The following is a 24741-nucleotide window of genomic DNA, read 5'->3' as shown; positions in this document are numbered from 1 at the left end:
CCGGCGGGTGGCCGACGGAAGTGCGTTCACTGTGCATGGAATTCATGAACGCGGAGAGTGACGGATTCCTCATCCGTCGTCACCCTCCGTCCTCGTCGGTGCCATTTCAGGGTCCAAAGGGTCCAACTAACCCCCCTTCAGCCTCTCCTTCTATACGCGTTGACTCTCCCTTGAAAAGTGCCAAAAGTTTGTCTAGTTGGGCCAGGCCGTCCGGAGCCTCAGCCCCGGAGGACGTCGAGGGCCTCTCTTGACGGATGCCGACGGAGGGCGGAGGGCGGACGAGGCGCGAGAAGGGGGCTGTGCGGCCGTCTGAGCCCCTCGCAGGCGCTCTGACTCCCGGGGGCTCACCCGACCCCTGAACGCCCCTGGAGAGCACCACGGGGCGTTTCGCGGATTCCTGCCTGCTTCGCTTTCCTTGCTGGACCATCTCACGGGACGGTTACGTAGCGTAGTTGCGTCCGCGAGGGGCCACCGGAGCTCAGGTGGATTGCATCGGGTTGATAACGATATGTGCGGCAAATGACCGGTATTTCCCGGAAAGTGCGCCTGCGTGATGATCCCCCAGCGTTCACCCCGCCCCATAACCTATGTGTCAGGCGGAGTTGTACGAGCTGTGGGCCGTGGCTCCTCCTGCAAGCTGCGCCGCTCCCTCCTCTCAGCGGCGCTAGGTCCGGGCGACGTCGAGCCGGCTGTGTTGAGCGACGAGTTCTCTCCTCCTTCGGTCGCTCCGCGCCTGACGCTCCGTCGCCCGGACCTCAAATCGACGTTCTTTCGCGCTGCCTGCGGGCGGCGCTCTCTTTTTGCCCCTCATTCGTCAAACCGACAGAACGGAGGACGCCATGTCGATGTGCGACGTCCCGACGCCTCCGCGCGATCAGCACCCGTGCCCCGGATGCGGGCGCCAACTTCCGCGGACCGTCGTCTACTTCCACAAGGACGCGCTGGGACGGCAAGGGCTGAAGCGCCGTTGCCGAGAGTGTGTCAACGCCGGCGAGCGCGCCCGGTATGCCGCTTCGGCCGACATCATCCGGCGACGAGTCCGGCAGCGTCGCGCGGAGCGCGCGGAGCTCCTGAAGAACTCCCCCCAGTGGCGCCCGACGGAACGCCACATGGCGACTGATCAACACGGGTCGGTCGCTTCTTTCATGACCCCCGAGAGGTAGACATGCGAGCCAGTACCAACGTTGAACTAACGAATGCGTGGGCAACCGTTCCCGACGTCGCGAAGGCGCAGGAGCGCCACGAGGCGGCCGTGAAGCTACGCCGGGACTTCCCCCGTGGGAAGACGCCCGCGGAGGCTCTGGCGGACGTACAGAGCGACGCCATAGCGACGTTCACGAGCACAGGCACGTGGCCGTCGACGTTCGCGAAGGACGCTGCGAAGGCGCACGCTGACGCCCTCGTGTGGGAGTCGGAGGCAGCCGCCCTGTACGAGCTGGAGCGCGCTACGAAGGCCAATGCGGAGGATCTCCGTGATTCCCTCTCCGTCGATGTCCTGGAGCACCTCGACGGCCGGCTGTCGGAGATCCTTGACGCCGCGAAGGACGCCGGGGAGACCCTGGGCGACGTCACGACGGCAGAGCAGGCCATCGAGGCGGGCGGGGATGTCCTGGACGCCTGGCGTCGCCTGACGTCGCTCCTGAAGGACTACCGCAACGTCCGTGACGCGTCCTGGGACGTCCTGCGTGCCGTGTCCGGCATGGACGAGCGGTCCAGCATGCAGCAATGGCGCAACGAGGGATACGGAGAGATCAAGGACGTCCGTATGGACGACGTTCCCGCACACATCCGGGATGTGATGCGGTCGCGCGCCTACACCATCGAGTACCTCGTGTGGCTCGCCCGTAGCGGCTCCGCGTTCGTGCCGACGTCGTATGACGACCTGGAGTTCAGCGTCACGGCGTCGACGGAGCCTGTCGCCTACGACGACTTCGGGCCGATCCGCGACCTGAGCCCGGTCGTCCTCCCTGAGCGCGAGTACAAGCCCCTCAACACGCGCCGCGACCCGCGGCCGTTCGTCGACTAAGGACAGACATGGAACCCACTACGCAGACCCCAGAACAGCCACATCCCGCGGTGCTCGAACTCGCCCGCGTCCGCGCCGGCCTGGCCGTTGGCCTCACCGTCGAGCAGAGCGCCCGACTCCAGGGCAGCACGGACGAGGAGCTGACGGCCGACGCGCAGGCGTTCGCCACTGAGCTCGGACTCACCGGCCCGCCTGCGCCTCCTGCGCCCCGCTCTGGCGGCCCCATGGGTCCCGACGTCGGTAACGGCGCCGGGACCGTCAGCGGAGGCGCTGAGCGCTACCGACAGAAGCACCCACGGCGCGAGCCGCTCCCGGAGGCGACGCCGGAGCAGCAGCGCCGGAATCCGTTCCAGGAGCGGACCTACACCATGAATGGACGATGACCCATGCCTCTGACACGCGTATTCGACGAATTCGTCTCTGACATCCGGGACCGCGCGGCAGCGCTGAACGGCCAGGCGGTAACCGTCAACCTCGTCGGCGGAGCGTCGCTGACGGGAACGCTGGCGTATGCGTCACGGTCCGCGGGCTGGCCTACCGGCTCGACGGAGTGGCCGAAGTCTTTGACGGTCACCGTGTCGACGAAGGTTCACACGGTCCGGCTCGACCACGTGTCGAGCATCGGCCAGGGCTAACCGTCACGGCGCGACGCCCACCAGCGACGCACACGGCGCCAAATGGCGTCGGCTACGTGCTGCATGAGGGGCGTCAGCAGAGCCACGAAGGCAGCAGTAAGAAGGCTGAGCAACAGGGAAGTCATCGAAGACCCTCGCGAGAAATCTCGGTGGGTCTTCTGCGGATGGACCCACCACACGGCGAATGCGGTTGCGGCTCGCAGTGGTGCGAGCGTCCACGTGGGTCCCCGCGTGGTCGGGATAGGCGTAGCTGCTTACGCCCCCTTAGCCCGTCGGCACGTAAAGAGCGACGGCCACCACAGCTTATCTCAGGAGGAACCATGGTTGCCCCGGGTCCGCGAAGAGACCCCACACGGCCCTACAGCCGCGCTAATCGGGAGGGCGGAAGACAGCCCCGCGCCAGCCTCGTCGTCCTTCCGCTGTCGGGCTGTGACCTGCCCGTGCCACCGATGCCGCCAGGGCGGACGTGGAGCGAGGCGGAGGCAGCGATGTGGGAGGAGCTGTGGCAGAGCCCGCAGGCCACACAGTGGTTCGACGCCTACGTCCCGCTCGTCGCGATGTACGTGCAGATCGTGTGCCAGTCACTCGCCGGCAAGGCGACGGCTGGACTGGCGCAGGAAGCACGGCACTTGGCCGATCATCTGGGGCTCAGCCCTGCGGGCATGCGCACACTCGGGTGGCAGATGGAGCCCGTGAACACGAGCACGGGTGAGCTGCACGCCCTGCCCGGTGGTGCAGCGTGAGCGCACGCACGCAGGCCATGCTTGCCCGACGTGCGGCAGCAGGCACGGCCGGCGAGGGTGGACCGTCCTGCCCTCCCGAGCTACGCACACCGTGCGTCGTGTGGGATTGGCTGCACGAGGACGAGTCAGCCGACGTCGAGCGCAACGGGATGAACTCAGCGTTCGTCATCCGCGCTTGGCGACGCTGGCAGGACGCTCGACGCGAGCACGCGGAGCGCGTCGGGCTGAGCGAGACGGCAGCGTGCGGACCGACGGGACGGCCGACGCTGCAACGCTCTGACCTGCGGTAACCACCAGGGGAGTGATCCCCTCCTGACGGTCTCCTCACCGGAAGGCTGCTGGGCGTCGCTGTCTGACAACCGGTTAGAGGTCGATCCAGGAGCCTCCAGAACGCCCCCGAGACGCCCTCTGACGCCTCCTGATAGCCCCTCCCATGCCGCGGACGAGGCGGATCGTGCCCGCAGAACGATCAAGCGGCAGGCGAGAGGCGCCTACTGGAAGTGTGACAAACCGCAGGTCAGAGCCCCTTTAACCGTTACATCGCATAGCCCCGGAGGAGCATCTCCGGGGCTCTTTCAATTCCCTGGAGGAGCCCATGTCGACCAGCAATCAGCCTCAGCCCTGTAGGCGTCCCGGGTGCACCTTCGACCGCGCGTATCTCACGTGCGAGGACGGCAGTTACCGACGGCAGCGAAATTGCTCGGTTGCATGCCGTATCTGGCTCATCCGTGCGAAGCGGGCAGCCAAGAACTGCGACAGCGTGGAAGCCGCGGAACTCCTGCGCCTGGCCGAACTCCTCGACGCTCGACGTGATTCGCGGGATTACGTCCCCGGCATCTTCGAGGACACTCGGGAGGCCGCCTGACGTCGACGAGTAACACCCCATAAACCATTTCAGCCCCCGGTGGACGCATCGGGGGCGTTGTCATGTCTGGACGTCCAAATGAAGCATGATCCAACGCGGTGCCTCCGCCCCGGATGCCGTTTCGCGCCCTTGCCGGCGCTGACGGAATCGGGAGGCGTAGAGGTATTCGCGTATTGCAGTGCCGAATGTAAAGCGTGGGCGGAAGCTGCGGTAGTCGTTGCGCGTTCTCCGTTCTCCCCAACGGTCGAGCGTCAGTCAGAACAGCTCTTCGTTTTGGCGCATCTGTTGGACCTGCGTGAGCACCCCGCGGAATACCGCCCTGCAAACGGGGGTGTTTGACGTGGCCGGAGATATAGACGTCGTCGGAACGGTCGCCGTTGACGTCGTTCCGATCACTCCGCAGCTTCACAGGAAGCTCAAGGAGGCCGTCCTCCCTGCCGCGGACCGGGTAGGCATCGACGCAGGTCAGAAGATGGGCGAGCGCATGGCGGAGACCATGCGTGCCACCCTGGCCGGCTCGGGTGACCGAATCGGTAACGCCCTTGGCGACGCAATAGGCGACGCCATGGCTCGTCAGATAGCAACGGCCATCCCAAACGCTGTGAACAACGGCGGACGGGCTGCGAGAACGGCCGCAACTCGTCAGGGCAACGACAATGCGGGAGCGTTTGGGAGGGCGTTTAGGTCCCGCCTGGAGGTAGCATTCCGTTCGCTTCCCCGCCCCGACGTCCGGCTGTCGACGACAGGTTTCGACGCTGACCTAGCGCGCGTTCGGGCGCGAATGGAGACGCTCAGCAATAAGCGAATCGGCGTCGATATCGACGCTGCGACCGCCTTTGCGGAACTCGAAGCGATCGACGCGGAGCTTGCTCGACTCGGGGCACGAAGCCCGAACATTCAGGTCCGCTCAGATATCGCTACCGCACGTGCCGAACTCGCGGAGATGCAGCGGCAGGTCAATGACCTAGACCGCGACGACGTCCGCATTCGCGTTACGGCGAACACTGCACAGGCACAAGCCGCGCTTATGCAACTCGCCGTAGCTCTGGGCGCCGTAGCGGCAATCCCCCTCGTCCCGATAGCTGCGGCGGGCATTGGAGCCCTTGCGAGCGCTGCCGTGGCGGCCGGCGCAGGCGTCGGGGCAATGGCTCTGGTTGCCATTCCGGCGATCAAGGGAGTCACCAGCGTCATTCAGGCGAAGTCTGCGGCGGAGAAGGAGGCTGCGACAGCGACGAACAACGCTGCTGCTGCCACCGTGCGCGCTGCGCAGTCCGCCATGCAGATGACGTCTGCACAGGCCGCACTGCGCAACGCTCATCGCCAGGCAGCGCAGTCCATCGCACAGGCCAACCGGCAGATCGAGGATGCCGAACGGGCCGTCGCACAGGCCGCACAGCGTGCTGCGGACCAGCGACGCCAGGCCGCGGAGTCCGTCGAGCGGGCGGAGCGCTCCCTCGTCGACGCGAAGCGTCAGGCCCGGGAGGCGGAAGAGGGGCTGACGCAGGCACGCAAGGACGCCGCACAGCAGCTAAAGGATCTGAACGACCAGCTCCTTGACGGCATGCTCGATGAGAGGGACGCAGCCCTCCGCATCCAAGAGGCGCAGGCAGAGCTTGACCGGATCCTCGCCGACCCGACGGCAACCGACCTCCAGCGCGAGCGTGCACAGCTCAGCGTCGACGAAGCGGTCCGCGGTGCGGAGCGTCAGAAGGCCAAGAACGCGGAACTCAAGCGGTCCGTCGACGAGGCGACCAAGGCAGGCGTCGACGGCAACGAGGGCGTCAAGCGTGCCCTGGAGCAGCAGGCAGATGCGCAGCAGAACGTCAGGGACCAGACTGACGCCCTGGCGCAGGCTCGCCAGAACGCTGCACGCGCGGAGGTCGAAGCGGCTCAGACGGTCGCCGACGCTCAGCGCAGCCTTGCCGACGCCGTGTCGAACGCAGCCAACGCGCAAGTCCAAGCCGCCGAGAGCATCGCTTCCGCGGAACGAGGCGTCAAGGCGGCTCGACTGTCCGGCATCAACACGACGGCGAAGGCTGCGACGAAGGCTGACGAATACCGCGCAGCGTTGGCGAAGCTGACGCCGGAACAGCGGGCACTCTTCGACTCCATCGCCGGCCCCAAGGGTCTGACGGCTGCTTTCAAGGAGTGGTCCAAGGAACTCAGCCCTGACGTCCTCCCGCTCTTCACGAGGATGGTCAACGGGGCAAAGGGTGCGCTACCTGGCCTTACCCCCCTCGTCCTGAATTCTGCCGACGCTATCGGCGAACTCATGGACCGGGCATCCGACGACCTGAAGTCCCCGTTCTGGCAGCGCTTCAAGCGAGGAATTGCCGAGAGCGCGAAGCCGGCGATCGTTGGGTTGGGCGTCGCAATCGGCAATACGTTCAAGGGTGCAGCAGGAGTCATTGACGCCTTCTTCCCCCAGGTGCTCAGCGATTCGCCGACGGTGGCATCGTCGGTGCCCTCGGCTCTGCGTGGGACTGGACGAAGGACAAGGTCGGAAGCGCAGTCTCAAAGGGCGTCGACTGGGCGAAGACGGCTGGTGACCTGATCGCCAATCCTTCAAAGATCTGGGCGAAGCTCATGAAGCCGATCCTCGACAAGGTGAAGGCAAACCTCGACGTCGGTGGACTGGGCACGACGCTCGCCAAGTTCCCGGTGAAGATGGTCGCCGGCCTGAAGGACAAGATCGTTGACGCCGTGACGTCCTCCGGTGGCGGAGGTGGAGGCGCAGCCCCCGGCGGCAACGGCGGCTCTGGTGTCGCCAGGTGGCGCCCGACGGTGCTGCAAGCGCTCAGCATGACGGGCAACCCGGCGTCGTACGCGGACCTCACGCTTCGGCGGATGAACCAGGAGTCGGGCGGCAACCCGACGATCGTGAACAAGTGGGATAGCAACTGGCATGCAGGGCACCCCTCGGTCGGACTCATGCAGGTCATCGGCCCCACCTTCCGGGCGTACGCCGGGAAGATGCGGAACGTCGGCCCGTTCTCTTACGGCGTCTCGACGAACCCCCTGGCCAACATCTACGCGTCGATGCGCTACGCGATGGCGGCGTACGGGTCGCTGCCGACCGCGTACAACCGTCCTGGTGGCTACGCCGACGGTGGACGCGTCACGCCGACGTGGTACGACGACGGCGGGATGATCCCGCCTGGCCTCTCCCTCGTCGCGAATGGGACAGGGAAGCCGGAGCCCGTCTTCACGTCGCAGCAGTGGGACGCCATCGGCGCCGGCCGGGGCTCGGGACGACCGATCACGATCAACGTCACGACGAAGACAGAGCTCGACGGCAAGGAGCTGGAGGGCGTCGTCGTCAAGACGATCAACATGTACGACGGCGAGATTGCCCGCGATCTGAACAACGGTCGCGTGTACATCTGACGCACACCTACGCCGCCCCTCCGCCATGGACGGGGCGGCTCGCACACTTCCCACCCGCGCCCCACGGGCCGACATGGTCCGTGGGGCGTACCTATGACTTGATCAGGAGGAGCACCAATGCTTGGACAGCCGGCGAAGAACCAGAACGTCACCTGCCCGCAGTGCGGGACGGATGTCGAGCAGAAGCCCGGAGCGGGACGCGTCAAGCTCTACTGCTCGGTAGAGCACGGTCGGGCCTGGCGACGTCGCATGCGCCACGCTGGTTGGCTCTAGGCGGTCTTGCGCAACACCACCCTCCGGCGGGATGGTCGTAGACATTCGTAGAACCCGCAGGAGGGTTGGAGCAGCCATGGCGCTACGGTTCATCGCGAAGGACCCCAACACCGACGGAGCGAACTGCCCCACGGTGTGGGTGGACGTGGAACGGCAGGAAATCGTCATGCAGGGTTGGAAGGTCGACGAGGAGACTCGGGCCGACTGTCTGACGTCCGGTCCGATCCCCAACAATGAAGAGGTCGTCCGGCTGCCGGTGCGCATGCTGGCAGCCATTCGGGAGGCGTGTGATGTGGCAGAGCGCTCCGCCGTTCAGTGAGCTTCTGGCGGGCTGTCAGCGGTCGGCCGTGCATCTTGAGATGCGCGACCACTACGACGACCCTGACGAGGCTCCGCGCGTCGCAGCGTGGAAGTCTGGCTACCGCCCTGACCCGGACGACCGGTCGACGTGGTGGCGTCCGTGGCTCGACATGGTGGCGGAGACAGCGGCGCGCGGCGTCGAGATCAGGCGCGCACGGATCGTCTCTGAGCCCGTCAGCGAGTACACGCGCTATCTGCACGACGGGACGTTCACGAACGTCGCGGCCGGCGAGCAGATCCGTTGGCTTCCACGACGGCAGGCGTCCGATCTGGCGTTGCCCGGCAACGACTTCTGGGTGTTTGACGATCGCCTCGTCCGCTTCGGCTACTTCTCTGGAGAGGGCGCCTACCTGGGCGACGACGTCACGGACGAACCAGCCGTGGTGAAGCTCTGCGTCGACGCCTTCGAGGGCGTGTGGAGCAGGGCGACGCCGCACGAGGAGTACAGGATCTAACGAGCCTCCACACATGCCAACGTCGCCATCATCGAGTGTCCAGGCTGCCCGCAGGGCCGTAGCCGACAGGCTCCGGGAGATCCGCAAGGATGCCAACCTGACGGGTAAGGACGTCGCGGAGCGGATCGGGTGGCAGCGCTCGAAGGTCTCCCGGCTGGAGAACGCCACGACGCCCCCGTCTGACGACGACATCCGGGCATGGTGCCGGGCGTGTGACGCTGACGGGTTGGCCGCAGATCTGATTGCGGCCTCCCGTTCAGCGGACTCCATGTACGTCGAGTGGCGCCGGTTGCAGCGCACGGGGCTCCGACGGTTGCAGGAGTCCTACGTACCCCTCTTCGAGCGCACGCGAGTCTTCCGGATCTACTGCTCGAACGTCGTCCCCGGGTTGCTTCAGACGGACGGCTATGCGAGCGCCCTCCTTGGCTCCATTGCTGCCTTCAGGGAGACGCCCGACGACGTGTCGGAGGCCGTGGCGGCTCGTATGGAGCGCTCACGGGTCATTCGTGAGGGAAACCACCGGTTCGCGCTCCTCGTCGAGGAGGCGGTACTCAGGCACCGTGTGGGTGGTGCGGAGGTCATGGCCGGCCAACTCGGTTATCTGCTCTCCATAATGGCCCTGCCGTCCGTCTCCCTGGGTGTCATCCCGTTCTCGGCTGACAGGCGGATGTGGATGCTGGAGACGTTCAGCGTCTACGACGAGGTACAGGCCCAGGTCGAGCTACTCACGGCTCAGGTGAACGTCACGGCACCCTCAGAGGTTGCCCAGTACCTCAAAGCTTTCGGTGAGTTCTCGAAGTTGGCCGTCTATGGAGCCAACGCCCGTGCCCGAATCACTGCCGCGATTGACGCGCTCGGGTGAATGCGTAGAACTCTGTAGAACTCCCTAGGATCCCGGCTGTGTTGCTCCGTAGCGTCGGTGTCAGCCATTCCGCGCACAGTGGGTGATCACATGCAGGGATTAGGAGGCGTCATGACGCGCCCTGAACCGAGAGAGTTGCCGGCCGTCGGAACGGTCCTCGTGGACACGGCCCGAAGCGTCATCGGCGAGTTCCGCGGGACCATCGGCGGCCGATACTGCTTGCGCCCCCGGGGCGGGGGCCGTGAGTGGAACGTAGACCCCAAGTGGGCGCGGCCCGCAACTGAGGAGGACCTGAAAGGCGGGCATCTCGCCACGCGGGTCGTCGGATGGGGCGGGAAGATGGTGCTGAAGCGATGACCACCTCTTCCCCGACATCGAAGATGACGCTGAAGCCGTCGGGTCTGTCCGTGAATCAGTACATCGAATGCGCTCGCTGCCTGGACCACAGTGCAGACGACAGCAGCGTCCAGGAGTGGGCGGAAAACCACCACCGGATACGCCAGGGTCACGACACGTTCCGAACCGTCAGCACGTCAAGTTGGCGGCTGGTTCCGAAGCAGACGGCGTCATGAGCGACGAGACTGACGAGCAGTTGGGCATGTGTGGCGTCACGGCAGAGATGCCGACGGAATTCGTGGAGCTCGAACGTCAGGTGACCGGCGTCGACTGGGCCGGCGTCACTGTGACGTGCTTTGAAGAGCCGCACGGCGATGAAGACGGACACGTCGGCCTGATGATCCGAAACGGCTCGCCGTATGGCGTGTACTGCTGGGGAGGCCCTCCATAGACCCGCGTGCCGGGCGCCCGTGCGCCTAGCTCGCGGTGGGCGCGACGGGGGCGGAAGCGCCGGTGAGGTCGGCCCGCCCCGCCCCCGTTAGCGTCCTGTACTTCTCGTCCCCGGTTCCTCGTTGCCGGGGACGAGGCGCCGCCCGAGGTCAACATCCCCAATCCGCAGGGGATGCGGGCGGCACAGTGCCCCACCTATTGGCAGCCCCCGCGTTCCGGGTGGGGCGCCTGGAAGCCCCGTTCACTCCCTCCCCCGTGGAGGTGGGCGGGGCTTCTTTGCGTCTCCGACCTGCGATGTTAGAGTCATGACAGGGTGAGCCAACCACGTAGTCGGCATGGCCCGGCATGTCGACGTGCGCGTAGTGCCGCGTGTCGGTCTCGTACTCGACGTGCGCGATGTTGATGGTGATGCCGCGCGCCGCCTCCTCGGGCGCCCGGTCGATCCGGTCGAACGGCACGAAGGTGCCGGTGCCGCGCTCGGCGAGGACCTTGGTGATGGCGGCCGTCAGGGTGGTCTTGCCGTGGTCGACATGACCCATCGTGCCGATGTTGAGGTGCGGTTTCGTGCGGACGTAGGCCGTCTTGGACATGGCTGTACCTCGAAGCGTCTCGTCATGAAGTGGGACCCCGAGGACCTGCCCGACCCTCCCCTTGCGGGGCCGCCGGACGAACCGGAGAGGGTCAGCTTCGGGCGCCGTCGGCAACGGCCGTGAGAACGGCGACGGCAGCCTTCGGGGCATCCGTGACCACGGATGCTGCGAGGGTGAAGGCGTGCCGGAACATGAGACAGATCATTGCCGACGCTTTACCGCACGTCGAATGGTTTTCGGGCCCGCCCCGTGAGCCCGCCCGCGGATGCGCGCAAGGGGTTGCGCCCAGGCACCTGTGACGCTCGTGAGACGAACCATACGGCGATCACACACATTTGTCGGTTAGTGTCACCGGATGCTCGATGCCACCACCCGCTCTGGGGGCACCGCCACGGCCTCTCCCCGGGCCACCTCCACGGAGCTCGCCGTCGCCGCTTCCCCGGCAACGACCGCCTCGCCCGACGTACCCACCGGTTTCGCCGCCCGCTGCACGAGAGTTCTGCTCTCTCCGTGGTCTCGGCTTTCCCTGCTCGTCGCCCTGCTCGCCGCGGGCGCGTGCGGGGTGCTGCTGTTCGAGCCGCAGCGGCTGCTGACGCAGGGCTGGCCGCCACAGCTCGGCGGAGCCATGGCGGCGCTGGTGTTCGCGGTCGCGTACGGCGTGTGCACCGTGGCGTTCGTGCCGAGGCCGCTGCTGAACCTCGCGGCGGGGGCGCTGTTCGGTTCGCAGCTGGGCATCGGCGTGGCGCTGGCGGGCACGGTGCTCGGTGCCGGGATCGCCTTCTGCCTTGGCCGGGCGCTGGGCCAGGACGCGCTGCGGCCGCTGCTGCGCGGGCGCTGGCTGAAGGCCGCGGACGGCCAGCTCAGCCGGCACGGCTTCCGCTCGATGCTGGCGGTGCGGCTCTTCCCCGGTGTGCCGTTCTGGGCCGCGAACTACTGCGCCTCGTTCTCCCGCATGGGCCTGCTGCCGTTCCTGCTGGCGACCGGCCTCGGCTCGATCCCGAACACCGCCGCGTACGTCGTCGCCGGCGCCCGCGCCTCCGCCCCGACGTCCCCCGCCTTCCTCATCGCTCTGGCCTGCATCGCCCTGCCCGCGCTGGCGGGCGTGGTGCTGGCCTGGCGCAAGCGGCACAGCCTGCGCCGGCTCTGACGAACCGTTACACCCGCCGGCTCACACCCGTTCCAGCACCATGGCGTTGGCGAGCCCGCCCGCCTCGCACATGGTCTGGAGCGCGTACCGGGCGCCCCGCTCCCGCATCGCGTGCACCAGCGTCGTCGTCAGCCGGGTGCCGCTGGCGCCGAGCGGATGGCCGAGCGCGATGGCGCCGCCGTGCACGTTGACCCGCTCCAGGTCGGCGCCCGTCTCCTGCTGCCAGGCCAGTACGACACTGGCGAACGCCTCGTTGACCTCGAACAGGTCGATGTCGTCGAGGGTCAGCGACGCCCTGCGCAGCACCTTCTCGGTCGCCGGGACGACACCCGTGAGCATCAGCAGCGGGTCGGAGCCGGTGACGGCGAAGCTGTGCAGCCGGGCGAGCGGGCGCAGGCCGAGACGGGCCGCCGTCTCGCTCGAGGTGATGAGCACCGCCGAGGCGCCGTCGTTGATGGGGCTGGCGTTGCCCGCCGTGACGTTCCACTCGATCTGCGGGAAGCGCTCGGCGAAGCCGGGGTCGTAGTAGGCGGACCTGAGGCCGGCGAGGGTCTCGGTGGTGCTGCCGGGCCGTACGCACTCGTCGCGCGTGACGCCCTCCAGGGGCGCGACCTCGGCGTCGAAGAGCCCGCCGTCCCAGGCCGCCGCGGCCTTGCGGTGCGACGAGAGGGCGAAGTCGTCCATCTGCTCGCGGCCGATCGAGAACTTGGCGGAGATGAGCTCGGCGCTGATGCCCTGCGGGACGAGCCCCTCGGGGTAGCGCTCGGCGATCCCGGGGCCGAAGGGGTCCTTGCCCTCGGGCACGTTCGACCACATCGGCACCCGGCTCATCGACTCGACGCCGCAGGCCACGACGAGGTCGTACGCGCCCGAGAGGACGCCCTGCGCCGCGAAGTGCACGGCCTGCTGGGAGGAGCCGCACTGGCGGTCCACGGTGGTCGCGGGCACCGACTCCGGGAAGCCCGCGGACAGGGCGGCGTAGCGAGTGGTGTTCATGGCCTGCTCGCCGACCTGGTCGACGGTGCCACCGATGACGTCGTCGATCAGCGCCGGGTCGACGCCGGAGCGTTCGACGAGGGTGCGCAGGGTGTGGGCGAGGAGCTCGACCGGGTGGACGTGCGCGAGGGCGCCGTTCGGCTTGCCCTTGCCGATCGGGGTGCGTACGGCTTCGACGATGACTGCGTCACGCATGGTGCGGGCCTCCACGACTTACCGGTGAGTAGGAAATCCGAACTCACCGTAGCCCGATGGGTTGGAAAATCCAACCCTCTCCTAGACTGAGCCGCATGGCCGCCAGCAAAGACCCGCGCCCCTGCTCCATCGCCGACACCCTGGCTCTCGTCGGCGAGAAGTACTCCCTGCTCGTGCTGCGGGAGGTGTGCCTCGGCAACGGCCGGTTCGACCAGCTGGTGCGCAACATCGGCGCGCCGCGCGACATCCTCGCCGCGCGGCTGCGCCGGCTCGTCGACGCCGGGATCCTGATCAAGGAGCCCTACAGCGAGCGCCCGCAGCGCTTCGAGTACCGGCCCACCCGGGCCGGGCTGGAGCTGGAGCCGGTGCTGATGACCCTCATGGCCTGGGGCGACCGCCATCTGCGGACGGACGGCGACCGCCCGATGGTCGTCGAGCACTCCTGCGGCCGGGCCCTCGCCCCGGTCGTCAGCTGCCGGGCCTGCGGCGACGAGGTGCGCCACGAGGACCTGACGGCCCGCCCCCAGGCGCCCGGCTGGACGGTGACCGGACCGACGGCGGCCTGATCCCGCCCTTGCTGCGGGGCACCTGCCAAACCCCTGTGTCCAAGCGGCCATCCGGGGACGCTACGCTTCCCCCTCGGCACACCTGATCCCCCGGTCCTCGCACCCGGCGGCCCGGCGTGCCCGTCGTCCGTTCCACGATCGGCACTTGGACTCCGCTACCTCATGTCTTGGTTCGAATCACTCATCCTCGGACTCGTCCAGGGGCTGACCGAGTTCCTCCCCGTCTCCTCCAGCGCGCACCTGCGGCTGACGGCGGCCTTCTCGGGCTGGGAGGACCCGGGCGCGGCCTTCACGGCGATCACCCAGATCGGCACCGAGGCCGCCGTGCTGATCTACTTCCGCAAGGACATCGGGCGGATCATCTCGGCGTGGACGCGCTCGCTGACGAACAAGGCGCTGCGCAGCGACCCGGACGCGCGGATGGGCTGGCTGGTCATCGTCGGCTCGATCCCGATCGGTGTGCTCGGCGTGACGCTGAAGGACCAGATCGAGGGGCCGTTCCGGGACCTGCGGATCACCGCGACGATGCTGATCGGCATGGGCATCGTCCTGGGCGTCGCCGACCGGCTCGCGGCACGGGACGAGAGCGGCGGCCGGCACCGCGCGCCCAAGCAGCGCAAGGCCCTGGAGGACCTGGGCGTACGGGACGGACTGATCTACGGCGTCTGCCAGGCCATGGCGCTCATCCCGGGCGTCTCCCGCTCCGGCGCCACCATCAGCGGCGGCCTGTTCATGGGTTACAAGCGCGAGGCCGCGGCCCGCTACTCCTTCCTGCTCGCGATCCCCGCGGTGCTCGCCTCCGGCCTGTTCGAGCTCAAGGACGCTACGGAGAACGGCCATGTCTCGTGGGGGCCGACGATCTTCGCGACGGTCATCGCCTTCGCGGTCGGCTACGCGGTGATCGCGTGGTTCATGAAGTTCATCTCGACCAAGAGCTTCATGCCGTTCGTCTACTACCGGATCGCACTCGGCATCGTCATCATCGCCCTGGTGACGATGGGTGTGCTGAGCCCGCACGCGGCCGAGTCGGCGGGCTGACCCGGCGGCCTGTGATCCGCGTCTCGTGACCAACCACATAGGGCTGGAGTAGCCGTCCGGTAGCGGGCTGTCAGTGGCTGCCCCTAGGCTTGTCCGCATGTCCCCCGATTTCTTGACCCCTGGTTCCGTGCGGTCCGCCGCCGAGGTCAACGAGGAGATCCGTGCGCTCTGGCGGCGCACGGGCGGCACCCTGTCGGCCGAGGATCGCGCGGAGTACGAGCTCCTGGTCGTCGAGTGGGCGGCCGCGATCCGCGGCGCCGTCGTCAAGGCGGCCTGACCCGTCCCCGCCCCCGACTTCGTCCTCGACGGCGTACGGCCGCTCCGGGAACAGCCCGGCGGCCGAATCGAGGTCACCGGCCCGCACCAGCGCATCGTTCACCAACGACAGGCTTGACCCCGGCGGCGCTCCCCGCCACCGAATATCACGCACACCCCTTGGCTGCGCACCTCCGATGCCCAACACTGAGCCGATGACGCAGCGTGTGGAGCTCGCCACCGTGAGGGACCGGCTGGCCGTAGACGAAGTGATCACCGACTACGCGGTGGCGGTCGACGACGGTGACTGGGAGGCGTACGGAGAATTGTTCGTCCCTCAGGGGCGGGCGGACTACCGCTCGGCCGGCGGCATCGAGGGGGAGGCCACGGCGGTCGCCGCGTGGCTCGCCGAGAGCATGCGGCTGTTCCCGATGCGACAGCACCTGATCGTCAACCGGCGGGTGCGCTTCGGTGTCTGGGAGCAGGACACCGGCGACACCGCCCAGGTCCAGGCCGACTACATCAATCCCATGGCCACCGAAGGGCCCGCGCCCGACTTCGTGTGCGGCGGCCGGTACGCCTTCGCGCTGCGGCGCACGATCGACGGCTGGCGGCTGAGCGAGGTGGTCGTACGGGAGAAGTGGCGGCGCCTTCCCGAGCGCCGGACGGCACCCGTGGTCAACTGACCCGGCGTCCCCTAGATCGTCCGCAGGGCGCACACTGGAGGCACCACGGGGTAGGAGGCGCCTATGAAGACGCTCGGCCACTGGCTCGCCTCTCCCTGGCGGCGCTCGGCCGCCGCCGTGATCGCGGGCGCCCTCCCCGTACTCGCCTACCCCGCCCCGTCCCTGTGGTGGTGCGCCTACATCGCCCTGGTCCCCTGGATCCTGCTGATGCGCACCGCGCCGACCGGTAAGCGGGCGGCGTACGACGGCTGGTGCGGCGGCTTCGCCTTCATGCTGGCCATGCACCACTGGCTGCTGCCCTTCCTGCACGTGTTCACGTTCGTCCTCGCCGCGCTGCTCGGGGCCCTGTGGGCCCTGTGGGGCCGGCTCGTGCACCGGCTGCTGGCAGGCGTGCCCTCGCGGCGGAGAACCGCGGCCGCTCTCGTCGTCCTGCCGTCCGGCTGGCTGGCGATCGAGCTGGTCCGCTCCTGGCAGGGTCTCGGCGGCCCCTGGGGCATGCTCGGCTCCAGTCAGTGGCAGGTCGAGCCGGCGCTGCGGCTGGCCTCGGTAGGCGGGGTCTGGCTGCTCAGCTTCCTGGCCGTGGCCGTCAACGTCGCGGTCGCCCTCCTCGTCGCGGTCCGTCAGGCCCGCGTGCCCGCCGTGGCCGGTCTCGTCGCCACGGCCGCCGCCACCTCCGCCGCCTGGACCCTCTCGCCCCGCCCCGCCGTCGACGGCCAGGTCAGGATCGCCGTGGTCCAGCCGGGCGTCGTCGGCGGCCCGGACAGCGCGGACCGCCGGTTCGCCCGCGAGGAACAGCTCACCCGCCGGCTCGCCGGACAGGACGTCGACCTGATCGTCTGGGGCGAGAGCAGCGTCGGTTTCGACCTCGGGGACCGACCCGACCTCGCCCGGCGGCTCGCCGGCCTGTCCCGCGAGACGGGCGCCGACATCCTGGTCAACGTGGACGCCCGGCGCTCCGACAAGCCCGGCATCTACAAGAGCTCCGTCCTGGTCGGGCCCGACGGCCTCACCGGCGAGCGCTACGACAAGATGCGGCTCGTCCCCTTCGGCGAGTACATCCCGGCCCGCTCCCTGCTCGGCTGGGCCACCTCCGTCGGCAAGGCGGCGGGCGAGGACCGCAGGCGCGGCTCCCAGCCGGTCGTGATGAACGTGGGGGACGACCTGCGCGTCGGCCCGATGGTGTGCTTCGAGACGGCCTTCCCCGACATGACGCGCCACCTCACCCGGGAAGGCGTCGACGTGCTGATCGGCCAGTCGTCGACGTCCACGTTCCAGCAGAGCTGGGCGCCCGAGCAGCACGCCTCACTCGCCGCGCTGCGCGCCGCCGAGACCGGCCGTCCGATGGTGCACGCGACGCTGACGGGTGTCTCCGCCGTCTACGGCCCGAGCGGGCAGCGCGTCGGCTCGTGGCTCGGTACGGAGGCGTCCGCCGCGCAGATCTACGAGATCCCCCTCGCCCACGGCACCACGCCGTATGTCCGCCTCGGCGACTGGACCGTGCACGCGGCCATGCTGATCCTCGCCGCCTGGGCCGCCGGCGAGGGCGTACGGACGCTGCGGCTCAGGCCGTCGGCTCCTGAACCGCGCGTACGACCCGCTCGCACAGTTCATGGGTCTCCAGCGCGTCCCGGGCGCTGAGCACCTTGCCCGCCCGCACCGCGTCCAGGAACGCCAGCACCGCCTGCTCGATCCCGCGCTGCCGGGCCACCGGCACCCAGTCGCCGCGCCGCCGCACGGTCGGCTGACCCTTGTGGTCGACGACCTCGGCGAGGTTGATCACCTGCCGCTTGGTGTCCTGCCCCGACACCTCCAGGATCTCCTCGGCCGAACCGCTGAGCCGGTTCATCACGCCGAGCGCGGTGAAGCCGTCCCCGGCGAGCTGGAGCACGAGGTGGTGCAGCAGGCCGTCCCGGACGCGGGCGCGCACAGTGACGTCGTCGACCTCGCCGGGCACCAGGAACCGCAGGGTGTCGACGACGTGGATGAAGTCGTCGAGGATCATCGCGCGCGGCTCCTCCGGGAGCCCGATGCGGTTCTTCTGCATCAGGATCAGCTCGCGCGGATGGTCGGCGCACTGTGTGTAGCCGGGGGCGTGACGCCGGTTGAAGCCGACGGCGAGGCTCACATCCCGCTCCTCGGCGAGCGCCACCAGTCGCGCTGACTCGTCGAGTTCGTAGGCGAGCGGCTTGTCGACGTACGTCGGCACGCCCGCCTCCAGCAGCCGGGTCACGATATCCGGGTGGACGATCGTGGGCGCGTGCACGAAGGCGGCGTCGAGGCCTTGGGCGAGGAGGGAGTCGAGGGTGGTGTGCCGCCGCTGCGACGGGAGGTGGAGGCTGTCGGCGACCCGGGCGAGCGTGGCGGGCGTGCGGGTCTGGAGGTGCAGCTCCACCCCGGGCTGGAAGGCGAGAACCGGAAGGTAGGCCTTCTGCGCGATGTCGCCGAGTCCGATGCAGCCGACCTTCACGGGGTGCTCTCCTCTAACGGTTGCCTGCCGGGGTCTGGTCGGAAGCATACGGCTGCTGCGGCGGGCGCCAGTCGGCGATGCCGTCGAAGCCGCGCAGGAAGAGTGCAGGTCCGGCCTTCGACAGCGCGGCCACGGCAGTGTCCCGTACGGCGATCCCCGCGCGGCTGGTCATGAGGTTGAGGCGGGCGACCCGCACGGCCTGGCGTGCGATGGCGGTCGTACGGGGCAGCCGGGCGGCGGTGTAGGCGGGGAGCTCCTCGCAGTGGTGAACCAGGACGATCGCGTCCTCGATGGCCTGGTTGCCGCCCTGGCCGAGGGTCGGGGGCATGGCGTGCGCGGCGTCGCCGACCAGGGCGACCCGGCCGCGGTGGTAGGCGGGCAGGGGCTCGGCGACGTGGTGGACGTCGTGCCGCAGTACGTCCTCGGGGCGGGCGGCGGCGAGCACGGTGGGGATCGGGTCGTGCCAGTCGCCGAAGCGGCGCAGCAACTCGGCCTTCTCGTCGTCGGGCGCGCGTCCACCGGCTGGTGTCACGGCGGCGGCGTAGGCGTAGACGCGGCCGTCCTTGAGCGGGTGCGTGCCCCAGATGCGGCCCCTGCCCCAGGTCTCGTGCGAGGCGAACTCCACGCCGGGGACGGGGATCACGACCCGCCAGGTGGTGAACCCGGAATAGACGGGCCCCGGGTGGCCGGGGAAGAGCGCGCGGCGTACGGCGGACCGGATGCCGTCGGCGCCCACCACCAGGTCGGCCTCCAGCTCGCCGTCCGCAGTGGTGACGCGGGCGGGTCGGTCGGTGTCGCCGCTGTCGGTGAGGGTCGCGGCGGCGGCCGTGCGGACGGCGTCCGGTGGGAGCTGTGCGGTCAGCCGCTCGACGAGGGTGGCGCGGTGCAGCAGCACGAGCGGGCCGCCGAAGCGCTCGGCGGCGGCGTCGGCGGAGGATCGCGCGAGCCACCGCCCGGACGGTGTGCGCAGCCCGCCGTCCCCCGCCCAGGCGGCGAGGTCACGGATCTCGTCGCCGAGGCCGATGACGTCCAGCGCGCGCAGGGAGTTGGGAGCGAGCGAGATGGCGGCGCCGACCGGTTCCAGTGAGCGGGCGCGCTCCAGCACGGTGACCTGCCAGCCGCGCCGGTGCAGTGCGGCCGCCGCGGTCAGGCCGCCGATTCCGCCGCCGATCATGACGGCCCGCCTCCGCTGCGTCATGGCTCCTCCTCGAACCGGCGACCGGACCTGCTGCCCGGTGGCGACTACACCTGTAGTTCCGTTTCGACTTTACTACAGCTGTAGTCATACGGGTAGCGTGAGCTCCATGTCCGTACGCGCCGCCGGCCCCTCCCGCTCCGACCTCGTCGCCGACACCGCCCTGGCCCTGCTCGCCGAGCGGGGGATGCGGGGCCTCACGCACCGGGCGGTCGACGAGGCGGCCGGACTCCCCCAGGGCTCCACGTCGAACCTCGCGCGGACCCGGCAGACCCTGCTGGAACTGGCGGTGCGGCGCCTGGCCGACCGCGAGGCGCGAGTGCTGGCGCTGCACGAGATGCCTGACCCCCGGGCCGGGGCCGGCTCCCTGGCGAACGCGCTGGCCCTGGCCACCCACCGCGCGCTGACCCGCAACCGCGAACTGACCCTCGCCCGCTACGAACTGGCCCTGGAGGCCACCCGCCGCCCGGAGCTGCGGGCCTACTTCGACGCGACCGGCGCCCGCTTCCGCGAGCAGCTCACCGCCCTCGTCACGGGGATGGGCTCGACGGATCCGGCCCGGCACACGCTGTCGCTCGTCGCCTGGGCGGACGGGCTGATGTTCAGTTGTGTGGCGGGGTCGTTCGGTGCCGAGGTGCCGAGCCTGGAGGAAGTCCGGGCCGGACTGCGGGAGTTGCTGGACGGGATGCTCAAGGCCTGAGAAAAGCCGTGGTGCGGCAAGGGGCGTTGGGAAAGGATGCGGGCATGACGACCGAACGCCGTATGCCTGCCACGACCGCCGACGAACGCACCATGCTGGAGGGCTGGCTGGAGTTCCACCGTCAGACCCTCGCGTGGAAGTGCGAGAGTCTGAGCGACGAGCAGCTCAGGTCCTGCGCCGTGGAGCCTTCCGGGCTGTCCCTGCTGGGGCTGGTGCGGCACATGGCGGACGTGGAGAGGAGCTGGTTCCGCCGGGTGCTGACGAACGAGGATGCGGCACCGATCTACTTCAGCGATGAAGACCTGGACGGCGAGTTCCACCTGACCGAGGCGGACACCTACGAGGAGGCGCACGCCGCCTGGCAGGCCGAGATCGAGACCGCCCGGAGCAACGCGGCCCGCTTCGGCCTGGACGACATCTCCGAGGGCAAGCACCGCCGCACCGGCGAGCGGTACAACCTGCGGTGGATCTACACCCACATGATCGAGGAGTACGCGCGGCACAACGGCCACGCCGACCTGATCCGCGAGCGCATCGACGGCTCGACCGGCGACTGACGTCACCCCGGACAGGCCGACTGCTTCCGCACGGGGCGGGAGATCACCCGTGCGGGGCATCCTCCGGCTGTCCGCTGCCCCGCCGCGGGCCGGACGCACCAGAGTGGCGCGGGTGCATCGAACGACGACCACAGCGACGCTCCTGGTGACCGTGGCTGTCTCGGCCCTTTCCGGCTGTACGACCGTCCGGCATCCGCCCGTGCCGGGGTCCTCGGCGGCACCGTCCCGGCCGTCGGCACCGCAGCCGGAGGGGCGGACGCAGACACAGATCGCGCAGGCGCCGGCCCGCGAGGCCCTGCAACTCATCGAGGAGTCCGACCGCCCGGAGCCGGCCGCGTCCGCGTCCCGCCCGGCCACGCCCCCGGCGGCCTCGCCGGAGCGGATGCAGCCGCCGTCCGGCACCCGCGACGTCCGTCCGCGCCCCGCCCGCCCGGAACGCCCCGAGCCGGCCCCGCGCGGCCCACGGCGTCCGCACGCCGATCTGCCCTACGTCCCGGAGTCGGTACATCAGGACGTCCACGAGAGCGTCCCGGACAACACGGACGTGTGCGCGCTGGGCAGGCGCTACGGGGGGTGGGGGGCGGACAGCCCGGAGGCGACCATCTGCCGCGACACCTACGGGCGTTGAACCGCGTCCCGGGCCGGCGCAGCCGGGACGCCGACCCGGACCTGACCTGCCCGTACGGCGGCCCTCACACCAGTTCCCGGCCCCGGCTCCGGCGCTACGGCCGCTGCCCGGATGGACCTGCCCGCTACCGGCGCTCGGCCACTGCCCCGAGAAGGCCCCGGCCCCGCTCCCGGCGCTACGGCCGCTGCCGCGGCGGTGTCTACATCCCATCGCCCTCCTCGCCCAGCCGGGACTCCAGCCGTCTGATGGCCGCCCGGACGCCCTCGCCGTAGGGGTCGTCGGTGAGGGCGGTGGCCGCTCCCCGGGCCCGCCGCAGGTGTGCGCGGGCGGCGACGCGGTGGCCGAGTCGGTCGTAGTCGGCGGCCAGGTTCAGATGCAGGGAGGGGTAGAACGCGCGTACCGCGAGCGCGCCCTCCCCCGCTGTGGACCCGGCGCCGGTGATCTCCTCAGCGGCCGTCAACGCGCGCAGGTCCCACGCCAGTTCGTCGGCGGGATCGTCCTGCGTGTCGGCCAGGTAGTGGGCGAGGGTGCAGCGGTGCAGCGGGTCGCCGTGCTCCCCGATCTCCGCCCACAGGTCCAGGAACCGCTGCCGGGCCTCCTCCCGGTCCCCGGCGTGGTGCAGCATGACGACCTGCCCGATCCGCGTCGGCACGGCATCCGGCGTCGCCTGTCCCTGTCGCTCCACGACCACGCCCTCCGCACCGCTCGCCCGCTGTCCCTCCCGACGCTAACCGCAGGCGGGGTGGAACCGGCTGAGGCCGCTCCGTACGCCGCCGGAGCGTCCGGCTGCCGTCAGCCCAGGTTCGGGATCGTCCAGTCGATCGGCTCGTGTCCCTGCGCCGCCACCGCCGCGTTGATCTGCGTGAACGGACGCGAGCCGAAGAACTTCTTCGCCGACAGCGGCGACGGATGCGCGCCCTTGACCACCACATGCCGCGACTCGTCGATCAGCGGGAGCTTCTTCTGCGCGTAGTTCCCCCACAGCACGAACACCGCCGGGTCGGGCCGGCCGGCCACCGCCCGGATGACCGCGTCGGTGAACCTCTCCCAGCCCCGGCCCTTGTGCGAGTTGGCCTCGCCGCCACGGACCGTGAGCACCGCGTTGAGCAGCAGGACGCCCTGCTCGGCCCACGGCATCAGATAGCCGTTGTCCGGGATCGGGATGCCCAGCTCCTCGTGCATCTCCTTGTAGATGTTCCGCAGGGACGGCGGGATCCGCACACCGGGCCGGACCGAGAAGCACAGCCCGTGCCCCTGCCCCTCGCCGTGGTACGGGTCCTGGCCGAGGATGAGGACCTTCACTCCCTCGTACGGCGTGGCGTCCAGCGCGGCGAAGACCTCCTCGCGCGGCGGATGGACCGGACCCTTCGCCCGCTCCTCCTCGACGAACTCCGTCAGCTCCTTGAAGTAGGGCTGCTGAAGCTCGTCACCCAGAACCCCGCGCCAGGACTCGGGCAGCATGGCGATGTCGGTCACGTCAACGTCCTCACGATGTGCGGTCACTTCCAGGCCACAGAACCTACAGGCGACCACTGACAACGTGCCCGGGAAAGCCCGGGGCCCGCCCCGCCTACCAGGCGGTCTTGTGGTGCAGCTCCCACATCATCATGATCGTCGACGGGTCCATGGCCCGCTCCGCGCCCGAGACGTCCCGGCTCGCCGCCACGTACTGCCTGCCCTGCCACAGCGGCAGCAGCCGCGCGTCGTCCACGAGGATCCGCTGGGCCTCCTCGAACTCCTTCTCCACGTTCGCGCGGTCGCTCTCGCGGCGCGAGCGGGGCAGCAGGTCGCCGGTGATCTCGGGCGCCGGGTAGGGCGTACCGAGGGCGTTCTGCTCGCCGACGAACGGCGCGATGAAGTTCTCCGCGTCCGGGAAGTCGGGGAACCAGCCACGCCCGAACACCGGGTACTCGCCCTTCTGGTAGCCCTCGACGTACGTCTTCCAGGGGCGGCTCTTGAGGGTGATCTGGAACAGGCCGGAGGCCTCGAGCTGGCGCTCCAGCTCCTTGAACTCCGCGGCGGTCTCGGAGCCGTAGCGGTCGCTCGTGTACCAGAAGGTGAGCGGGACCCGCCGGTTTATGCCCGCGTCGGTGAGGATCTTGCGGGCCTTGTCGACGTCCGGGTCGCCGTAGTCGTCGAAGAAGCCCGTCGTGTGACCGGTGAGGCCCTTGGGGACCATGGAGTACAGCGGGTCGACGGTGTCCTTGTAGACCTTGTGGGCGATCGCCGCCCGGTCGACGACCTGCGCGATGGCCTGGCGTACGGCCTTCTTGTTCGCCCAGGAGTCCTTGGGGTTGAACACCAGGTAGTTGATGTCGGTGCCGGTGCCCTCGACGAGCTGGATCTCCTTCTCGTTGGAGGTCTTGCTCTGGAGATCGACGACGTCGCCGGCGGCCAGGCCGCGGTAGGTCACGTCGATCTGCTCGTCCCGCAGGGCCTTGACCATGGCGCCGGAGTCCTGGAAGTAGCGGATGGTCACCGCGTCGTTCCGGCGCTCCGCGTAGCCCTTGTAGCCGTCGTTGCGGACGAGGACGGCCTCCTTGCCGTCGTCGTACGAGTCGAGGGTGTACGGCCCGGAGCCCACGACGTCGCCGCCCTTGCGCAGGGAGTTCTCCGGATAGGCGTCCGGGGAGACGATCGACATGGCGGGGGTTGCGAGCACGAAGGGGAAGGTCGCGTCGGGCTTGTTGAGGTGGAAGATCACCTCGCGCTCGTTCGACGCCTGGACCCGTTCGAGGCTGCCGAGGAGACCGGCGGGGCCGCCGTTGACGTTGATCTTGCGGATCCGGTCGAACGAGTACTTCACGGCCCGGGCGTCGAGCGCGTCGCCGTTGGAGAACTTCAGGCCCTCGCGCAGCTCGCAGCGGTACACCTGGTTCGAGGAGTCGCTGAAGCCGCAACTCTCGGCGGCGTCCGGCTGGGGCTCGCTCGCGCCCGTCGGATAGCTCAGCAGCGTCTGGTAGACGTTGCGGAACAGCTCCCAGGAGCTGTCCCAGGAGGCGGCAGGGTCGAGCGTGCTGGGGGCACTGGTGGTGCCCACGACGATCGGCCCTGCGTCCTCCGGGGTGTCGGACGACAGCACACCGCACCCGGCGACCAGGGACGATATGGACGCGATGGCCGCCACCCGCCGCAGGCATCGGTTCCGGTTGAACACGCGCACGCTCCTCGATCTGCCATACCAAGGGTCGGCAGACCATACCGCAGTGCCGTGCCCCCTGACCCGCCCAGGGACATGACTCCTTGATCGATAAACCTTTAACGACGTTGTCATCGCCATTTGCAGCGTCCTTACCCGGGCGCGGGCGCCGCCTGTGCGAAGGGGCGCC

General features: G+C 69.3%; 25 protein-coding genes and 1 pseudogene. 19 read left to right on the top strand and 7 right to left on the bottom strand.

The window, feature by feature from the left end:
• Positions 1 to 1252: 1252 nt before the first annotated feature.
• The 10 genes from ACIBNA_RS27995 to ACIBNA_RS27950 all read left to right on the top strand — a co-directional run bounded on the left by ACIBNA_RS27995 (position 1253) and on the right by ACIBNA_RS27950 (position 10393).
• Entirely contained in the window at positions 1253 to 2026 is a 774-nt protein-coding gene (locus ACIBNA_RS27995; RefSeq protein ID WP_399167964.1) for a hypothetical protein, read from the top strand.
• Between the two features lie 8 nt (positions 2027 to 2034).
• Complete coding sequence (locus ACIBNA_RS27990) at positions 2035 to 2409, top strand: hypothetical protein (protein WP_399167963.1); 375 nt, start codon at positions 2035 to 2037, stop codon at positions 2407 to 2409.
• Between the two features lie 3 nt (positions 2410 to 2412).
• Positions 2413 to 2661: a hypothetical protein gene (locus ACIBNA_RS27985; RefSeq protein WP_399167962.1), complete on the top strand. Its 249-nt coding sequence runs from the start codon at positions 2413 to 2415 to the stop codon at positions 2659 to 2661.
• 488 nt (positions 2662 to 3149) lie between these two features.
• Positions 3150 to 3404 carry a hypothetical protein gene (locus ACIBNA_RS27980; RefSeq protein WP_399167961.1) on the top strand — a complete coding sequence of 85 codons (255 nt, stop codon included), beginning with the start codon at positions 3150 to 3152 and terminating at the stop codon, positions 3402 to 3404.
• Between the two features lie 1205 nt (positions 3405 to 4609).
• Positions 4610 to 6823, top strand: coding sequence for a hypothetical protein (locus ACIBNA_RS27975; protein ID WP_399167960.1), 2214 nt, complete (start codon positions 4610 to 4612; stop codon positions 6821 to 6823).
• A gap of 32 nt (positions 6824 to 6855) precedes the next feature.
• On the top strand, positions 6856 to 7656 hold the full coding sequence (locus ACIBNA_RS27970; protein WP_399167959.1) for a transglycosylase SLT domain-containing protein: 801 nt from the start codon (positions 6856 to 6858) through the stop codon (positions 7654 to 7656).
• A gap of 349 nt (positions 7657 to 8005) precedes the next feature.
• Entirely contained in the window at positions 8006 to 8248 is a 243-nt protein-coding gene (locus ACIBNA_RS27965) for a hypothetical protein (protein WP_399167958.1), read from the top strand.
• Positions 8220 to 8744 carry a DUF6879 family protein gene (locus tag ACIBNA_RS27960; protein WP_399167998.1) on the top strand — a complete coding sequence of 175 codons (525 nt, stop codon included), beginning with the start codon at positions 8220 to 8222 and terminating at the stop codon, positions 8742 to 8744. Before ACIBNA_RS27965 ends, ACIBNA_RS27960 begins: the two co-directional genes overlap by 29 nt.
• 13 nt (positions 8745 to 8757) lie before the next feature.
• The gene (locus tag ACIBNA_RS27955) at positions 8758 to 9606 is read left to right on the top strand and encodes a helix-turn-helix domain-containing protein (RefSeq protein ID WP_399167957.1); all 849 of its coding nucleotides are present in this window, start codon (positions 8758 to 8760) and stop codon (positions 9604 to 9606) included.
• Between the two features lie 568 nt (positions 9607 to 10174).
• Positions 10175 to 10393, top strand: a complete 219-nt coding sequence (locus tag ACIBNA_RS27950; RefSeq protein ID WP_399167956.1) for a hypothetical protein — start codon at positions 10175 to 10177, stop codon at positions 10391 to 10393.
• Between the two features lie 322 nt (positions 10394 to 10715).
• On the opposite strand, the pseudogene ACIBNA_RS27945 reads toward ACIBNA_RS27950, so the two are convergent.
• Positions 10716 to 10982 (bottom strand): annotated as a pseudogene (locus ACIBNA_RS27945) (GTP-binding protein); the annotation flags it as partial.
• Between the two features lie 355 nt (positions 10983 to 11337).
• On the opposite strand from ACIBNA_RS27945, the gene ACIBNA_RS27940 reads away from it, so the two are divergent.
• The gene (locus ACIBNA_RS27940) at positions 11338 to 12129 is read left to right on the top strand and encodes a TVP38/TMEM64 family protein (protein ID WP_399167955.1); all 792 of its coding nucleotides are present in this window, start codon (positions 11338 to 11340) and stop codon (positions 12127 to 12129) included.
• A gap of 21 nt (positions 12130 to 12150) precedes the next feature.
• Here ACIBNA_RS27940 and ACIBNA_RS27935 read toward each other — a convergent pair whose 3' ends face one another.
• Positions 12151 to 13320 (bottom strand): thiolase family protein, encoded by a 1170-nt coding sequence (locus ACIBNA_RS27935; protein WP_399167954.1) that lies wholly within the window; start codon positions 13318 to 13320, stop codon positions 12151 to 12153.
• Between the two features lie 95 nt (positions 13321 to 13415).
• Between ACIBNA_RS27935 and ACIBNA_RS27930 the strand changes: the two genes are divergently transcribed.
• The 5 genes from ACIBNA_RS27930 (at position 13416) to lnt (ending at position 17503) form a co-directional block, all read left to right on the top strand.
• Positions 13416 to 13886, top strand: coding sequence for a winged helix-turn-helix transcriptional regulator (locus ACIBNA_RS27930; protein ID WP_399167953.1), 471 nt, complete (start codon positions 13416 to 13418; stop codon positions 13884 to 13886).
• A 162-nt stretch (positions 13887 to 14048) separates the two neighbouring features.
• A complete protein-coding gene (locus ACIBNA_RS27925; RefSeq protein ID WP_274814797.1) occupies positions 14049 to 14924 on the top strand; it encodes an undecaprenyl-diphosphate phosphatase in 876 nt (291 codons plus the stop codon).
• A gap of 97 nt (positions 14925 to 15021) precedes the next feature.
• Entirely contained in the window at positions 15022 to 15201 is a 180-nt protein-coding gene (locus tag ACIBNA_RS27920; RefSeq protein WP_399167952.1) for a hypothetical protein, read from the top strand.
• A gap of 193 nt (positions 15202 to 15394) precedes the next feature.
• Positions 15395 to 15865 (top strand): nuclear transport factor 2 family protein, encoded by a 471-nt coding sequence (locus tag ACIBNA_RS27915; protein ID WP_399167951.1) that lies wholly within the window; start codon positions 15395 to 15397, stop codon positions 15863 to 15865.
• 63 nt (positions 15866 to 15928) lie between these two features.
• A complete protein-coding gene (gene lnt / locus ACIBNA_RS27910) occupies positions 15929 to 17503 on the top strand; it encodes an apolipoprotein N-acyltransferase (protein WP_399167950.1) in 1575 nt (524 codons plus the stop codon).
• Here the strand turns inward: lnt and ACIBNA_RS27905 are convergent.
• Both ACIBNA_RS27905 and ACIBNA_RS27900 read right to left on the bottom strand, forming a co-directional pair.
• Positions 17427 to 18332: a Gfo/Idh/MocA family protein gene (locus ACIBNA_RS27905; RefSeq protein WP_399167949.1), complete on the bottom strand. Its 906-nt coding sequence runs from the start codon at positions 18330 to 18332 to the stop codon at positions 17427 to 17429. The two genes, lnt and ACIBNA_RS27905, sit on opposite strands and share 77 nt — an antisense overlap.
• A 13-nt stretch (positions 18333 to 18345) precedes the next feature.
• Positions 18346 to 19530 carry an FAD-dependent monooxygenase gene (locus ACIBNA_RS27900; RefSeq protein WP_399167948.1) on the bottom strand — a complete coding sequence of 395 codons (1185 nt, stop codon included), beginning with the start codon at positions 19528 to 19530 and terminating at the stop codon, positions 18346 to 18348.
• Positions 19531 to 19636: 106 nt separating this feature from the next.
• Between ACIBNA_RS27900 and ACIBNA_RS27895 the strand changes: the two genes are divergently transcribed.
• The 3 genes from ACIBNA_RS27895 (at position 19637) to ACIBNA_RS27885 (ending at position 21412) form a co-directional block, all read left to right on the top strand.
• Positions 19637 to 20227 (top strand): TetR/AcrR family transcriptional regulator, encoded by a 591-nt coding sequence (locus ACIBNA_RS27895; RefSeq protein ID WP_399167947.1) that lies wholly within the window; start codon positions 19637 to 19639, stop codon positions 20225 to 20227.
• 44 nt (positions 20228 to 20271) lie between these two features.
• Positions 20272 to 20784 carry a DinB family protein gene (locus ACIBNA_RS27890; RefSeq protein WP_399167946.1) on the top strand — a complete coding sequence of 171 codons (513 nt, stop codon included), beginning with the start codon at positions 20272 to 20274 and terminating at the stop codon, positions 20782 to 20784.
• A 112-nt stretch (positions 20785 to 20896) separates the two neighbouring features.
• Positions 20897 to 21412, top strand: coding sequence for a hypothetical protein (locus tag ACIBNA_RS27885; RefSeq protein WP_399167945.1), 516 nt, complete (start codon positions 20897 to 20899; stop codon positions 21410 to 21412).
• A gap of 199 nt (positions 21413 to 21611) precedes the next feature.
• On the opposite strand, the gene ACIBNA_RS27880 is transcribed toward ACIBNA_RS27885, so the two are convergent.
• From ACIBNA_RS27880 to ACIBNA_RS27870, 3 genes are all read right to left on the bottom strand, one after another.
• Positions 21612 to 22103, bottom strand: coding sequence for a hypothetical protein (locus ACIBNA_RS27880; RefSeq protein WP_399167944.1), 492 nt, complete (start codon positions 22101 to 22103; stop codon positions 21612 to 21614).
• Between the two features lie 101 nt (positions 22104 to 22204).
• Entirely contained in the window at positions 22205 to 22888 is a 684-nt protein-coding gene (locus ACIBNA_RS27875) for a uracil-DNA glycosylase (RefSeq protein ID WP_399167943.1), read from the bottom strand.
• 94 nt (positions 22889 to 22982) lie between these two features.
• Complete coding sequence (locus ACIBNA_RS27870) at positions 22983 to 24569, bottom strand: ABC transporter substrate-binding protein (protein WP_399167942.1); 1587 nt, start codon at positions 24567 to 24569, stop codon at positions 22983 to 22985.
• Positions 24570 to 24741: the final 172 nt, after the last annotated feature.

The sequence above is a fragment of the Streptomyces sp. NPDC050164 genome, assembly GCF_044459945.1.
GTDB lineage: Bacteria > Actinomycetota > Actinomycetes > Streptomycetales > Streptomycetaceae > Streptomyces > Streptomyces coeruleorubidus_A.
The sequence above is the reverse complement of the archived record's forward strand: the minus strand, read 5'-3'. Positions and strand labels throughout refer to the sequence as shown.